This is a genomic window from Paracoccus sp. Z118, from assembly GCF_019061185.1.
Taxonomy (GTDB): domain Bacteria; phylum Pseudomonadota; class Alphaproteobacteria; order Rhodobacterales; family Rhodobacteraceae; genus Paracoccus.
Map to the genome: position 1 here is coordinate 132,274 of NZ_JAHQZU010000001.1, position 14,112 is coordinate 146,385.

Genomic DNA, 14,112 nt, shown 5'->3' on the forward strand with positions numbered 1-14,112 from the left:
TGGCGCAAATGGCACAACGGCACACCATTGCATACGGATTGCAACCTTCTGGTTAATTAACGATTCCCAACTCGCATTGGGCTCGGCAAAAATCCGCTTATCGAGTCGAGGGAAGCGGAACGTGATTGGCGTAATCCTGTGGAGCAATGCGGACCAGAAACGGGCGGTCGTCTGGTGCGAGAACAATGGCGGGCTCGCTTATCTCGAATCCGCCGCGGATTTTCTGGACGCCGGCTGGCCGGACTGCGGCGAGATCGTGCGCCTGAGCGAGGAACGGGCCGCCGGTTTCCATTATGCCCGCCGCGTCACCCGCTGGGACGATGCGCAGGTGAGAAGGCCGCCGCCGCACCGATCCGCAACCCACGCGGCCGAAGCGGCACCTGCGGATGAAAGCGCCCGGTGGGGCCGTGCCGTTGCCGCCTTCTAAGGCTGGCAGTTGCGCCATTGCACCTGCGCCGCGCGCTTCCCTACGCCGCATGGGAAATTCCGCTAACGGCGTGACGGCCGGGACGACGAATCGTCCGGCCGCCGATCACTTCGGCGCCGCTGCCCCTCGTGCGAGCGCCGCCACCCCGGTCCGCGCCAGATCGCACAGCCCCAGCGGTCGCATCATGTCGGCGAACGCCTCCAGCTTCTCGGGCGCGCCGGTGATCTCGAAGACGAAGCTTTCCAGCGTCGAATCGACCACCTTCGCCCGATAGATATCCGCGATCCGCAACGCCTCGACCCGCTTGTCGCCGGTGCCGCAGACCTTGAAGAGACCCAGTTCGCGCTCGACGAACGGCCCCTCGACGGTCAGGTCGTTCACCTGATGGACCGGCACGATCCGGCCAAGCTGCGCCTTGATCTGTTCGATCACCGACGGGGTGCCGCGCGTCACGATGGTGATGCGCGAGCGATGCCCCGCGTGGTCGGTTTCGGCCACGGTCAGGCTGTCGATGTTGTAGCCGCGGCCCGAGAACAGGCCGATCACCCGCGCCAGCACCCCGGATTCGTTATCGACCAGCACGGCCAGGATATGCCGCTCCTCGATCTGCGCGTTGGGGTCGCGCAGATCGTAGGCGGAGTGGCTGGATGCGCCTTGCGCCAGTTTCAGTGCGGACATGACGTCTCTCCTCAGACCAGCACGGCGCCGTCGCTCTGGATGGCGGAGCCGATATCCTCGGCCGCCTCCATGTCGCCCAGCAGCATTTCGTTATGGGGCTTGCCCGACGGGATCATCGGCAGGCAGTTCTCGTGCTTCTCGACCAGCACGTCGAGGATGAAGGGGCCGTCATAGTCCATCATCTCGCGGATCGCGTCGTCGAGTTCGGCCGGATCGCTCACCTGCCGGCCCGCGCAGCCGAACGCCTCGGCCAGCTTGACGAAATCGGGCAGGCTTTCCGACCAGGACTGCGAGTAACGCTCGCCATGCAGAAGCTGCTGCCACTGGCGCACCATGCCCAGCCGCTCGTTGTTCAGGATGAACTGCTTGACGGGGGCGCGGAACTGCACCGCCGTTCCCATCTCCTGCATGTTCATCAGCCAGCTGGCATCGCCCGCCACGTTGATGACCAGCGCCTCGGGGTGGGCGACCTGCACCCCGACCGAGGCGGGCAGGCCGTAGCCCATCGTCCCCAGCCCGCCCGAGGTCATCCAGCGGTTCGGCTCGTCGAAGTGCAGGAACTGCGCGGCCCACATCTGGTGCTGGCCGACCTCGGTCGTCACGTAGCGGTCGCGGTCACGGGTCAGCGCTTCAAGCCGCTCCATCGCGTATTGCGGCTTGATGGTGCTGGCCGAGGGGCGATAGGCGAGGCAATCGCGCGCCTGCCAGCGCCGGATCTGGCCCCACCAGTCCCCGACGGCATCGGCATTGGTGCGGCTGCCGCGCGATTTCCACAGCGCCAGCACCTCCTTCAGCACCTCGCCCACGTCGCCGACGATGGGCAGCTCGACCCGGATCACCTTGTTGATGCTGCTGGGGTCGATATCGACATGCGCCTTGATCGAATGGGGCGAGAAATCCGCGATGCGCCCGGTGATCCGGTCGTCGAAGCGGGCGCCGAGCGCGATCATCAGGTCGCAGCCATGCATCGCCATGTTGGCTTCGTAAAGGCCGTGCATCCCCAGCATCCCCAGCCACGCCCTGCCGCTGGCGGGGTAGGAGCCGAGGCCCATCAGCGTCGAGGTGACGGGAAAGCCGGTCGCATCCGCCAACTCGACCAGCCGCTTGCTGGCCTCCGGCCCGGAGTTGATGATGCCGCCGCCGGTATAGAGGATCGGCCGCTCGGCGCGCTCGATCAGCTCGACCAGCCGCGCGATCATGTCGGTGTCGCCCTTGGTCGTCGGCTGGTAGCGCGTGTTGTCCACTTCCTCCGCGCCGACATAGGCGCCTTCGGCGAACTGGACGTCCTTCGGAATGTCGATCAGCACCGGCCCCGGACGGCCCGAGGTCGCGATGTGAAAGGCGCGGTGGATCGTCGCGGCGAGCTCGTCCGTTTCCTTCACCAGCCAGTTGTGCTTGGTGCAGGGGCGGGTGATGCCCACGGTGTCGGCCTCCTGGAAGGCGTCGGTGCCGACCATGAAGGTGGGCACCTGACCCGACAGCACGACGATCGGGATCGAATCCATCAGCGCGTCGGTCAGCCCCGTCACCGCGTTCGTCGCGCCGGGGCCGGAGGTCACCAGCACCACCCCCGGCTTCCCGGTCGAGCGGGCATAGCCCTCGGCCATGTGGACCGCGCCCTGTTCGTGCCGCACGAGGATGTGCTGGATGTCGTTCTGCTGGAAAATCTCGTCGTAGATGGGCAGGACAGCGCCGCCGGGATAGCCGAATACGGTATCGACACCCTGATCGCGCAGGGCTTCGACCACCATTCTCGCACCCGTCATCGTTCGGGACATGTCCATTTCTCCATCAATCCAGATCGTTACGCCCGCAAGGCGCTGCGATGGGCCCGCTGCGTCGCGGCAAACTAGGGGCGCTTTGCAGCAGGGTCAACAGGATCTATCGAGAAAAGTAACGTCCCGGTCGCAGATTTTGAAATTATATTTCTGGAACTATCGGTCGAGCGGAAGATCGATACGCGCGACCTGCTCGACGATCGGATCGACGGAAAGGGGGTGGATATCGGCCTCATGCGTCTGCGGGTCGCCCATATCCTGCCAGACGCCGCCCTTGTAGATCTCCAGCGCGCTGAACCCGGCCTTGTAGGCCATCTTGCGGCTGCCCGGCACCCAGTAGCCGAGATAGACATAGGGCAGCCCCGCCTGACGAGCCATCTCCACATGGTCGAGGATCATGTAGGTGCCGAGGCTCGCCTCGGGCATGGCCGGGTCGTAGAAGCTGTAAACGAGGCTCAGCCCGTCATCCAGAACGTCGGTCAGACAGACGGCGTGCAGCGGACCGTTCACCCGGCTCATCCCCTCGGGCGGGGCGCCGCGGTATTCGACGACGCGGGTGCGGACCGGCGTCTCCTCGATCATGGCGGCGAACTCGAACACGTCCATGTCCGCCATGCCGCCATCGGCGTGGCGGTCGTCGAGGTAGCGGCGGAACAGCTCATACTGCTCCTCGGTGGACCAGGCGCTGGTGGCGCTGCGCTCCATCCCCGCGTTGCGGCGGATCAGGCGGCGCTGGGTGCGGCTGGGACGGAAGTCGCGTACCCGGATGCGGGCCGACATGCAGGCCACGCAGCTTTCGCAGCTCGGGCGATAGAGCACGTTCTGCGAACGGCGGAATCCCTGCCGCGACAGCACGTTGTTCAGCGTCTGGCCGGCATCGGGGGTCAGGGCGGTGAACAGCTTGCGCTCGGCCCGGCCGTGCAGATACGGGCAGGGCTGCGGGGCCGTGACGTAGAACTGCGGCGCATTCGGCAGGGTATGACGCATCAAGCGGCGGACCCTCCACATTGCGGTGCGGCCGACCTGTCCGTGGTCATCATCGTCCAGAGCGGCGGCATGGCGGGACTTCGCTGGTCATGGTAACGATGCAAAACCTAGCAACTGTTTCCCTGCCCGCCAAGCGGCGAACAGCATATGTTTGCCCGCGGCCGCGATTGACGGCGCCAAGGGCGCGGCTAGGGTGCGCGGATGGATTTCGCCGCCCGGATCACCCGCCTTCCGCTTCCCGTCGATGACCCGCGCGGCCGGTCGGCGGCGGCGCTGTTCCCGGACGCGCCGCCGAGGCTTGAAGGCCTGATCCGCGGCGCCGCGGGGTCGAGCCCGTATCTGGCCGGGCTGATCGAGCGGGAGGCCGCCTGGCTGCTTCCGGCGCTCGAGGCAGGCGACGTGGTCGCCCGCGAGACGGCCGGGTTCGATTCGCTCACATCCGCTGAACTCGGCCCCGCGCTGCGGCGGGCGAAACGGCGCGTCGCGCTGTGGGTCGCGCTGGCCGACCTTGGCGGCGTCTGGCTTTTGGAACAGGTGACGGGCGCCCTGACCGGCCTTGCCGACCGCGCCACCGATCTCGCTTTGCGCGCCCATGTCGCAGACGAGGCGCGGCGCGGCAAGCTGCCCGCCCCCCGCGAGGGGGCGTCGCCGGTCGCGGCGGGCATCTTCGCGCTGGCGATGGGGAAGATGGGCGCGGGAGAGCTGAACTATTCCTCGGACATCGACCTGATCGTCCTTTACGACGACACCGCCTATGCGCCCGCCGATCAGCCCGAGGTTCGCGCGGCGCTGATCCGCGCCACGCGCAAGGCGGCCGCGACGCTGTCGGACCAGACCGAGCATGGCTATGTCTTCCGCACCGACCTGCGGCTGCGGCCCGACGCGTCCGTGACGCCGGTCTGCATCTCGGCTGGGGCGGCGCTCGCTTATTACGAGGCCGAGGGCCGAAGCTGGGAACGCGCCGCCTATATCAAGGCGCGGCCCTGCGCGGGCGACATCGCGGCGGGCGAACGGTTTCTGCACGAGTTGCGCCCTTTCGTCTGGCGCCGCCATCTGGATTTCGCGACGGTGCAGGACACCCACGACATGCGCCGCCGCATCCGCAGCCACAAGGGGCTGCACGGGCAGGTCCAGGCAATGGGCCACGACATGAAGCTGGGGCAGGGCGGCATCCGCGACATCGAGTTCTTCACCCAGACACGCCAGCTGATCGCCGGCGGGCGCGACCCCGACCTGCGGGCCCGTGCGACGGTCCCGGCACTCGCGGCGCTCGCGGCGAAGGGCTGGCTGCCGCAATCCGTCGCCGACGAGTTGACGGGGCACTACCGCCGCCACCGCGACATCGAGCACCGCATCCAGATGGTGAACGACGTCCAGACCCACTCGCTGCCGATTGCGCGAGAGGCCTTCGCCCGTGTCGCCGCGCTGGACGGTGCGTCCGATCCCGCGGCTTGGGGCGCGGAGGTGGTCGGGCGGCTGCACCGGGTCGAGGCGCTGACGGGCGATTTCTTCGAACCGGATACTTCGGCGGATGAGCCGCCGATGCCGGAACTGGCCCCCGAAACCGCAGAGATGGTCGAAGGCTGGCGGGCCTATCCGGCCCTTCGCTCGGGCCGCGCGCAGGAGCTTTTTTCCCGCATCGAGCCGCAGATCCTTGCCCGCATGAGCCGCGCCGCGCACCCCGAAGAGGCGCTCGCCCGCTTCGACAGCTTCCTGCGCGGCCTGCCGGCCGGGGTGCAGCTCTTCTCGCTCTTCGCCTCGAACCCGCAGCTGATCGACCTTCTGGCGGATATCTGCGGCACCGCGCCGGGGCTTGCGGCCTATCTCGCGCGCCATCCCGAGGTGCTGGACGCGGTGATCGCCGGCAGCTTCTTCGCGCCCTGGCCCGGCGCGGGCGGGCTGCGCGAAGCGCTCGACGCGCAGCTTGCCTCCGCGCTGTCCGGGCCTGCGGGCAGCTACGAACGGGCGCTGGATGCGGCGCGCCGCTGGGCGCATGAATGGCAGTTCCGCGTCGGCGTCCATCACCTGCGGGCGCTGATCGGGGCGGACGAGGCGGGGGGGCAATATGCCGACATCGCGGACGCGGCCATCGGCGCGCTGTCCCGCGTGGTCGCGCAGGACTTCGCCCGCCGCCACGGGGCCGCGCCGGGGCGGGGCGCGATCGTCATGGGCATGGGCTCGCTGGGCGCGCGGCAGTTGAACGCGCAGTCGGACCTGGACCTGATCGTGATCTACGATGCCGGCGGTGTCGAAAGCTCGGACGGGCCGCGCCCGCTTGCCGCGCGGCCCTATTACGCGCGACTGACGCAGGCGCTGCTGACGGCGCTGTCGGCGCCCACCGCCTCGGGCCGCCTCTACGAGGTGGATATGCGCCTGCGCCCCTCGGGGCGGCAGGGGCCGGTGGCGACGTCGCTGGAATCGTTCCGCAGCTACCAGATGACCGAGGCCTGGACCTGGGAGCATCTGGCGCTGACCCGCGCCCGCGTTATCGCAGAGATCGGGGCCGGGGCGGAGCCCCTTGCGCAGGACGTCGAGGCGCTGCGGGTGCAGGTTCTTGGCGAACGCGGGCAGGACCCTCGGGTGCTGCCCGAACTGGCCGGGATGCGGGCGCGCATTTTCGCGTCGAAGGCCCCCGATGGCCGGTGGGAGGCCAAGAGCGGCCGCGGCCGCCTGCAGGATGTCGAGCTGCTGGCGCAGTCCCTGGCCCTTCGCGCCGGATCACCGGCCCGCGCCACCCCTGCGCAGATCCGCGCGGGCAAGCGCGCCGAACTGATCGCGGGCGATCAGGCTGAGCGGCTTGCAGGCGCGCACCGCTTCCTCTGGCGGCTCCAATGCGCCGCGCGGCTGCTGACCGACGGCGCGCTCGACATGGAGACGGTGGGCCGCGGCGGGCAGGACTTTTTGCTGCGGGAAACAGGCGCGGAGTCGCTCGACGCGCTTGCCGCGGCGCTTACCGCGATGGTCGAGGAGGCGGGGAGCATCGCCGACGAGCTGGTGGGCACCGCCGTGGCCGCCGAGGGGTGAGTCGTGACCGGGCCGCGAAGCGAGCAAGCCGTCCGGCGGTGCCAGCGGCTCAGCGCGGCCGGTCCTTGGCGGTATCGACTACCTTCCGCGTGATCGAGGGCCGCTCGGAGGCAAGCCAACTCGGGGTCGCATCACAGCCGGAGAAATTGCCCTACGCCCGGCTCAGCTCACGTTCCCCCGAATTGGGAGCGAGAGCGGCGGCAGCGGATCGGCGCGGCTGGCGGCACAAGCCGGGTCGTGTCCTGCTTCTGCTTCCTCCCTCGCTGCTGCTTCGACCCGGTTCCCGAGCGTGACCAGCGGAAGCAGCGCCTCGGTCGGTTCGGCAACGACCGCTTCTTCGGTGCAGTCCACGCCGTGCTGGGTCTTGTCCCAGTAGAACGGGTTGACCACCACCTCATAGAGCGCCTTCCACGCCGCAAGGCACCCGAGCGGGAAGTAGAGATGCATCGTCGGCGCCCAGGTCCAGAGGCCGCGATGACCCGTCCGGCGAACCGCCCAGATGCCGATGGCCATGTTCAGCAGCTCGGACGCCACGAAGATCGTGAACAGCACCGGCACCCCCAGCCCGCCCCAGAGCCCGGCCAGCGGCTCGCGCAGCGGATGCGGCAGGCCGAGGCTGAGCAGCCAGAAGCTCCACAGCAGCGGGGCGAGCAGATATTGGGTCAGCATCCCGATGAACTGCACCTGAAAGCCCAGGAACGCCCGTGTGCCGATCTGCCGCCACAGCTGCACCGGGGTCCGCATGTGGACGCCCCAGGTCATCGCGTAACCCTTGAGCCAGCGCGAGCGCTGTTTGATCCACGGAATGGCGCGGCAATTCGCCTCTTCATGGGTGGTGAAATCCGCCACTTCGATCCGCAGCCCCATACGCGCCAGCCGCACACCGAGATCGGCGTCCTCGGTCACGTTCCAGGCGTCCCACGCGCCCGACCGCTCCAGCGCGTCGCGGCGGAAGAACTGGGTCGTCCCGCCCAGCGGGACGATCAGGCCAAGCCGCGAGACGCCCGGCAGCACCGCCCGGAACAGCGCCGCGTATTCGATGGTGAAGCAGCGCGAGAGCCAGTTGGTGCGCGGGTTGTAGAAATCCAGCGCGCCCTGCACGCAGGCGACGTCGGGCGCCGCGGTGGCCATGTGGCGGGCGACCTTGTGAAGCTGGTCCGGCTCGGGCCGGTCCTCGGCGTCCCAGACGCCGATGATGTCGCCGCGGCAGAAGCTGAGCGCGTAGGTCAGCGCGCGCGGCTTGGTCCTGATCGGCCCGTCCGGCACGATCACAACCCGCAGCCAGCGGGGCAGGGCGGCGCCTTCCAGCGCGGCGCGGGTGATATCGTCGGTTTCCTCGACCACCAGGATGATATCGCTGAGTTCGCGCGGATAGGTCAGGCGCGAGAGGCGGCCGACCAGCTTGGTCGCGACGTCAGCTTCATGGAACAGCGGCACCATGACGGAGATCAGCGGCAACTGCCCCTTGAGTTCCGGCGGTGGCGTGGCGACAGCGCGGGCGCGCAGCGTGGCGCGGAACGCCGTGATTTTCAGCGCGATGCTGCCGAGCAGCGTCAGCGTCGCCCACAGGGTCAGCGCCGTCAGCAGGCCCAGCGGGGCGAGCAGCAACCCCAGCGCCAGTGCCGCCATAACGGCCAGCGCGACCTGTCCGGCGCGGCGTTCGTTCCGTGTGCGGCAGCTCAGCGCGCCGTCCACCCGTGTCTCGGCCTGCCGGATCAGCGCGGTGCGGCGGGCGGTCAGGATCGCCTCGCGCGCCCCTGTGGGTGAACAGAGCAGCATCCGCACCGTCCCGAAGCTGGCGGGCAGACGGGGAGCCAATGCGGCGAATTCCTCGGGGCGGGACGCGGCGACATAGGCCGCCCCGCCGATCCGCCGCCACGGGACGATGCCGGCGTTGAGGCAAAGCTCCGCCCCCGCCTCGTCGATCAGCCGCGCGTCGGGCGGGGTTTCCACCAGGTCCGGCACCGTACTGCGCCACTGGCGGGACAGGGCGCGGGTCAGCGCCGCTTCCGTCACCCAGCCGTGGGCCAGCAGGATTTCCCCCAGCGGCACCGCCTGCCGCTGGCGCATCACCACCGCCTTGAGCAGATCGCCGGGCGCGACCGCCCCATCCTCGATCAGGATCTGCCCGAGCGGGCGCAGGTCGCGCGCGGGCCGGGCCGCGGCCTGCGCCTTCGCCGCCGCGTCGAGCCGCGCCCGGCCCAGCCGCCCGTCCCGCAGCCGCGCCTGCAGAGAGATCACCTGCGCGGCGCGGGCGGGTTCGGTCTTCGGCGCTGTCGTGGCGGACATGGCTGCTTCCCTGACAAGTGTCAGGACCGCTATGCCCGAGCAGAGGTTAAGGTCGCGTTAACAGCCGCAGGTTGCAGCCGTCACGCGCGCCGCTCGGTCATCGCCTTCGTGAACCGCTCGAACAGATACGAACTGTCCTGCGGGCCGGGGCTCGCCTCCGGGTGGTGCTGGACCGAGAAGACCGGCCGACCCGTCAGGCGGATGCCGCAGTTCGAGCCGTCGAAAAGGCTCACATGGGTTTCCAGCACGCCTTCGGGCAGAGTCTGCGCGTCCACCGCGAAGCCGTGATTCATCGAGGTGATCTCGACCTTGCCGGTTTCCACGTTGCGGACCGGGTGGTTCGCGCCGTGATGGCCGTGGCCCATCTTCACCGTGCTGGCCCCGACCGCGAGCGCGAGCATCTGATGACCGAGGCAGATGCCGAAGATCGGCAGGTCACGCTCCAGCAGCGTCTGGATCATCGGCACGGCGTATTCGCCGGTCGCCGCCGGATCGCCGGGACCGTTCGACAGGAACACGCCCTCGGGGTCATGGGCCAGCACGTCCTCGGCCGTCGCGGTCGCGGGCAGGACCGTCACATCCGCGCCGGATGCGACCAGCGAGCGCAGGATGTTGCGCTTGGCGCCATAATCGATGGCCACCACCTTGAACGGCTTTTCAGGCCGCGAGGGCGGTTCGAACCCGTCGGGCCAGACCCAGAGGCCCTGATCCCACGTATAGCTCTGCCGGGTGCTCACCGCTTTCGCCAGATCGAGCCCGACGAGGCCCGTCCAGCCCTTCGCCTTCGCCACCATGGCGGCGGTGTCGAAGTTGCCCGACGGATCATGCGCCAGCACCACATGCGGCGAGCCCTGCTGGCGGATGGCACGGGTCAGGCGGCGGGTGTCGATGCCGCCGATGCCGATGCGGCCGCGCCGCTCCATCCAGTCGGCCAGATCCGAGGTCGCGCGCCAGTTCGACGGCTCGGTCGGGTCCCACTTCACCACGATGCCCGAGGCGACGGGCTCGGCGGATTCGTCGTCCAGCGCGGTGACGCCGGTGTTGCCGATATGGGGGAAGGTGAAGGTCACGATCTGGCTGGCATAAGACGGGTCGGTCATGATTTCCTGATAGCCGGTCATGGCGGTGTTGAAGACCAGCTCGGCCACGACCTCGCCAGTCGCGCCGAAACCAAAGCCGTGGAAGATCGTTCCGTCGGCAAGCGCAAGGCAGGCGGTCGGTTTCGGCATGTCGTTACTCCGGCAAATCGGCGGGATTACTAGGGGGGGCGGGCCGCAGCGTCAAGGCCGCTTGACCCCGGCGGGCCGCCTGCGCGACACCGCACGCGAACCGTTGGCCGAGAGAGCGAGGATATCATGGAACTGCGCGAACGTATTGCGAGCGCCACCAAGGACGCGATGAAGGCCCGCGACGCCGCCCGGCTCTCGACGCTGCGGCTGGTGGGCGCGGCCATCAAGGACCGCGAGATCGCCGCCCGCGGCGAGGGCGGGCCGGATGCGTCCGGCGGGCTGTCGGGGGATGAGCTGGTCGCGCTGCTGTCGAGGATGGTCAAGCAGCGCCAGGAATCGGCCCGCGCCTATGAAGAGGGCGGCCGTCTTGAACTGGCTGAGCGGGAGCTTGCGGAGATCGGCATCATCCAGGAATTCCTGCCGCGCCAGCTCGATCAGGCGGAAGTCGCCGCCGCAGTGGACACGGTCATCGCGGATCTGGGCGCCGAGTCGGTGCGGGACATGGGCCGGGTCATGGGCGAGCTGCGCGCCCGTCATGCGGGCCAGATGGACTTCGGCGCCGCGGGGGCGCTGGTCAAGGCGCGGCTGATGGGCTGAGCGCCTGCCGCTGGACTGCGGGCGCGCCTCGGGCGGTGTAGTCCGCCCGAAGCGCGTTGCAAATTTCAAGGGCACCGGGCGCGCGTTGCTCCCGGTGTCAGTCTTTTAGCCCTGCCGCGTCCCGGATTTTGGCGCGCGCGAGGGGCGGCGGGCCGGGCGCTTGCGCGTGACCGCGCCGGCGAGGCTCGGCTTGCCGCCGGGTTTGCGGGCGGCGGGCACGGGACCGGTGGGCGGCTCGCCCCCGATCACCGGGATCGCGGCCTTGATCGCCTTCTCGATCGCGCGCAGCTCTCCGACCTCGGCGGGCGCGCACAGCGCCACGGCGCGGCCGTCGCGGCCCGCGCGGGCGGTGCGGCCGATGCGGTGGACGTAGTTTTCCGGCACGTTCGGCAGGTCGTAGTTGTAGACATGCGCGACCTCGGGGATGTCGAGACCCCGCGCCGCCACGTCGGTCGCCACCAGCACATGGGTCTGGCCCGCGCGGAACGAGGCGAGCGCCCGCTCACGCTGGCCTTGGCTCTTGTTGCCGTGGATCGCGTCCACCTTGAAGCCCCAGTCGCCCAGCAGCTTGCGCAGCTTTTCCGAGCCGTGCTTGGTGCGGCCGAAGACGATCGCCAGCTCGCCCGGATGCTTGCGGAGGTAGTCCGCCAGCAGCGCGGCCTTGTCGCCCTGGTTCACGAAATGGACGCCCTGCGCGATCTTCTCGGCGGGGCGGCCGGGCGGGTTCGCCTGCACCCGGACCGGCTCCTGCAGGTAGCTGTCGGCAAGTTCTTCCATCAGCTTGGGCATGGTGGCCGAGAACAGCAGCGTCTGGCGGTCGGCCGGCAGCAGCTTGGCGATCCGGCGCAGGGCGTGGATGAAGCCGATGTCCAGCATCTGGTCGGCCTCGTCCAGCACCAGGTAATGGGTCTGGTCGAAGCGGATGGCGCGGCGCTCGATCAGGTCGATCAGCCGGCCCGGCGTCGCGATCAGCACGTCCACGCCCCGCGCAAGCCGGTCCACCTGCACGTTGATCGACGCGCCACCGACGACGCGGAACGCGCGGATGCCGGTGCCGACGGCGTAAGCCTCGACGTTCTGGGCGATCTGGGTCGCAAGCTCGCGCGTCGGCGCAAGGATCAGGGCGCGGCAGGTGCCCGGCTCGGGACGCTTGCCCGCGACCAGCAGGCGGGTCAGCATCGGCAGGCCGAAGGCCGCCGTCTTGCCGGTGCCGGTCTGGGCGAGGCCCAGCAGGTCGCGCCCCTCGACGATCGCGGGGATCGCCTGCGCCTGGATCGGCGTCGGCTCGTTCAGGCCCAGATCGGGCAGGTTGATCGCCACGCGCGGGTCGATGCCCATGCGGGTGAAGGGGGTGTCCATGTCGGGGATGGCGCGGCGGATGAAGGGCTCGGCCTCGGCCCGTTCCTTCTTGGCGCGGCCGGGGCCGCGGCGGGCGTCGAAGCCGGCCGATTTCGGCTTGCCGCCGTGGCCATGGCTTTCGCCGCGCGGGGTGTTGCGGTCGCCGCGCGGGGCGCCGGGCTTGCCGTGAGAGGGGCGCGCGCTGCGCTGGCCCGCGGGGCGGGCTTCGGTGGTGTGTTCAGTCATGTCTCGTCCTGTCGCCAGGCCCCCGTATCGGGCCGCGAGGGTGCCACGGCCCGGAATCGGACGCGCGGAGTGCAAAGGGCGCGGGTCAGATACGAAACCCGCCGGCAACCCTTGCGTGACATGGGAACCTGATGAGGCGCCGGACCCTGGCAGGAAACCTGCGGCTGCTCACGCGGCAGCGGATGTCGGCTCGCTCCAGATGAGGGATCGCCCCCCGAAAGTCAAGACGCGCCCGACATCTGCCCGAAACGCCGCCACAGTCACGGTGTGGTGATCTATCAATTGTTAGTCGATCCAGACGCCGGGCTCGCGCGTTGAACCCTCATCGGAGGGCGCATCCGGCGCACCGAACCATGCTGCTGACACAGCGGCATCTTCGCATCAACGATCATTCGGGAGCGAAAGAACCATGCAGGATGACTGGAACTGGAACGACGATCGACGCCGTGGCGGCTCGGACTGGGAACGCCGCGCTGGCCGGAGCGACGACTGGCGCGATGATCGCTCGATGCGCGGCCGGGAGGATTATTCCAGCCGCACCAACTGGCCCGACCGCAACGCGGGTGGCGGCTACGGCGGCGGCTATGACCGCGACTGGGCCAGCCGCGATTCCGGTGGCCGCGACTATGGTGGCCGCAACTATGGGGGCGGCAACTACGGCAGCAGCTATGGCGGCGGCGACTACGGCAGCCCCGAATACGGCCGCAGCAACTATGGCCGGGGCAACTACTCCGGTGGCGGCTATGGCGGCGGCTTCAGTGGCGGCGACTATGGCGGCGGCGCGGGCGGGCGCGGCTATGGCCGCAGCAACTATGGGGGCGGATACGAAGACCTCGGCCGCTCGGGCGCGGGCAGCCAGTATCGCGGCATGACCGGCGGCGGCTATGGCAGCTATGGCGATGTCTATTCGGACGACGGCATGAGCGCCCGCGGCGCGCAGGACTTCGGGCAGGGCTATGGCTCGCGTGAAGGTTCCTATGGGTCCGGCTATGGCGGTTCGGGCTATGGCGGTTCGGGCTACGGCGGCTCCGCCTATGGCGATTACGGCCGTTATGGCGCCGCTGGCGCCGCCGGGGCCTATGGCGGCTCCGGCAGTTCCGAGCGGGACGAGCATGGCTGGACCAAGACCTACCATCGCGGCAAGGGGCCGAAGGGCTACGCCCGGTCGGACGAGCGCATCCGCGAGGATGTCTCCGACCGGCTGAGCGACGACGCCTCGCTCGACGCCAGCGATATCGACGTGAGCGTGGACAGCGGCGAGGTGACGCTGTCCGGCACCGTGGACAGCCGCCGCGACAAGCGCCGGGCCGAGGACATCGCGGACGACATCAGCGGCGTGAACCATGTGCAGAACAACCTGCGCGTCTCGTCGCGGGACTCGTATTCCTCGGACGCCAGCAACGAGTGATCGGCCCGCCCGGTCACGGCAAGGCCCCGGCGCACCTGGCCGGGGCCTTGCGCATTTCGCGCCTTCGGGGTTGCGCGCGGGACGGTCGGATGTGAACCTTTCCCACGACCC

At 69.4% G+C, this 14,112-nt stretch carries 10 protein-coding genes; 4 read left to right on the forward strand and 6 right to left on the reverse strand.

Translation table 11 applies throughout. The features are described 5' to 3' along the window. Positions 1-121: 121 nt before the first annotated feature. Positions 122-427 carry a hypothetical protein gene (locus KTN05_RS00700; RefSeq protein WP_217327444.1) on the forward strand — a complete coding sequence of 102 codons (306 nt, stop codon included), beginning with the start codon at positions 122-124 and terminating at the stop codon, positions 425-427. Positions 428-532: 105 nt separating this feature from the next. Here the strand turns inward: KTN05_RS00700 and ilvN are convergent, their stop codons facing one another. The 3 genes from ilvN to KTN05_RS00715 all read right to left on the reverse strand — a co-directional run bounded on the left by ilvN (position 533) and on the right by KTN05_RS00715 (position 3,870). After that, positions 533-1,105: an acetolactate synthase small subunit gene (gene ilvN / locus KTN05_RS00705; protein WP_217327445.1), complete on the reverse strand. Its 573-nt coding sequence runs from the start codon at positions 1,103-1,105 to the stop codon at positions 533-535. Between the two features lie 11 nt (positions 1,106-1,116). Further along, entirely contained in the window at positions 1,117-2,883 is a 1,767-nt protein-coding gene (locus tag KTN05_RS00710) for an acetolactate synthase 3 large subunit (RefSeq protein WP_217327446.1), read from the reverse strand. A gap of 156 nt (positions 2,884-3,039) precedes the next feature. Further along, the gene (locus KTN05_RS00715; protein ID WP_217327594.1) at positions 3,040-3,870 is read right to left on the reverse strand and encodes an arginyltransferase; all 831 of its coding nucleotides are present in this window, start codon (positions 3,868-3,870) and stop codon (positions 3,040-3,042) included. 201 nt (positions 3,871-4,071) lie between these two features. Between KTN05_RS00715 and KTN05_RS00720 the strand changes: the two genes are divergently transcribed. After that, a complete protein-coding gene (locus tag KTN05_RS00720; RefSeq protein ID WP_217327447.1) occupies positions 4,072-6,894 on the forward strand; it encodes a bifunctional [glutamine synthetase] adenylyltransferase/[glutamine synthetase]-adenylyl-L-tyrosine phosphorylase in 2,823 nt (940 codons plus the stop codon). 162 nt (positions 6,895-7,056) lie between these two features. Here the strand turns inward: KTN05_RS00720 and KTN05_RS00725 are convergent, their stop codons facing one another. Both KTN05_RS00725 and carA read right to left on the reverse strand, forming a co-directional pair. Next, entirely contained in the window at positions 7,057-9,183 is a 2,127-nt protein-coding gene (locus KTN05_RS00725) for a glycosyltransferase family 2 protein (RefSeq protein WP_217327448.1), read from the reverse strand. Positions 9,184-9,263: 80 nt separating this feature from the next. After that, positions 9,264-10,412, reverse strand: a complete 1,149-nt coding sequence (gene carA / locus KTN05_RS00730; RefSeq protein ID WP_217327449.1) for a glutamine-hydrolyzing carbamoyl-phosphate synthase small subunit — start codon at positions 10,410-10,412, stop codon at positions 9,264-9,266. 126 nt (positions 10,413-10,538) lie between these two features. On the opposite strand from carA, the gene KTN05_RS00735 reads away from it, so the two are divergent. Continuing rightward, on the forward strand, positions 10,539-11,009 hold the full coding sequence (locus tag KTN05_RS00735; protein ID WP_217327450.1) for a GatB/YqeY domain-containing protein: 471 nt from the start codon (positions 10,539-10,541) through the stop codon (positions 11,007-11,009). Positions 11,010-11,114: 105 nt separating this feature from the next. Here the strand turns inward: KTN05_RS00735 and KTN05_RS00740 are convergent, their stop codons facing one another. Next, the gene (locus tag KTN05_RS00740; RefSeq protein ID WP_254367874.1) at positions 11,115-12,593 is read right to left on the reverse strand and encodes a DEAD/DEAH box helicase; all 1,479 of its coding nucleotides are present in this window, start codon (positions 12,591-12,593) and stop codon (positions 11,115-11,117) included. Positions 12,594-13,002: 409 nt separating this feature from the next. Between KTN05_RS00740 and KTN05_RS18010 the strand changes: the two genes are divergently transcribed. Next, on the forward strand, positions 13,003-14,001 hold the full coding sequence (locus tag KTN05_RS18010; RefSeq protein WP_254367875.1) for a BON domain-containing protein: 999 nt from the start codon (positions 13,003-13,005) through the stop codon (positions 13,999-14,001). Positions 14,002-14,112 lie beyond the last annotated feature (111 nt).

Coding starts and splice junctions, on each gene's coding strand:
- ilvN (WP_217327445.1), bottom strand. CDS start 1,105: ATGTCCGCACTGAAACTGGCGCAAGGCGCATCCAGCCACTCCGCCTAC.
- KTN05_RS00735 (WP_217327450.1), top strand. CDS start 10,539: ATGGAACTGCGCGAACGTATTGCGAGCGCCACCAAGGACGCGATGAAG.
- KTN05_RS00710 (WP_217327446.1), bottom strand. CDS start 2,883: ATGTCCCGAACGATGACGGGTGCGAGAATGGTGGTCGAAGCCCTGCGC.
- KTN05_RS00740 (WP_254367874.1), bottom strand. CDS start 12,593: ATGACTGAACACACCACCGAAGCCCGCCCCGCGGGCCAGCGCAGCGCG.
- KTN05_RS00720 (WP_217327447.1), top strand. CDS start 4,072: ATGGATTTCGCCGCCCGGATCACCCGCCTTCCGCTTCCCGTCGATGAC.
- KTN05_RS00715 (WP_217327594.1), bottom strand. CDS start 3,870: ATGCGTCATACCCTGCCGAATGCGCCGCAGTTCTACGTCACGGCCCCG.
- KTN05_RS00725 (WP_217327448.1), bottom strand. CDS start 9,183: ATGTCCGCCACGACAGCGCCGAAGACCGAACCCGCCCGCGCCGCGCAG.
- carA (WP_217327449.1), bottom strand. CDS start 10,412: ATGCCGAAACCGACCGCCTGCCTTGCGCTTGCCGACGGAACGATCTTC.
- KTN05_RS18010 (WP_254367875.1), top strand. CDS start 13,003: ATGCAGGATGACTGGAACTGGAACGACGATCGACGCCGTGGCGGCTCG.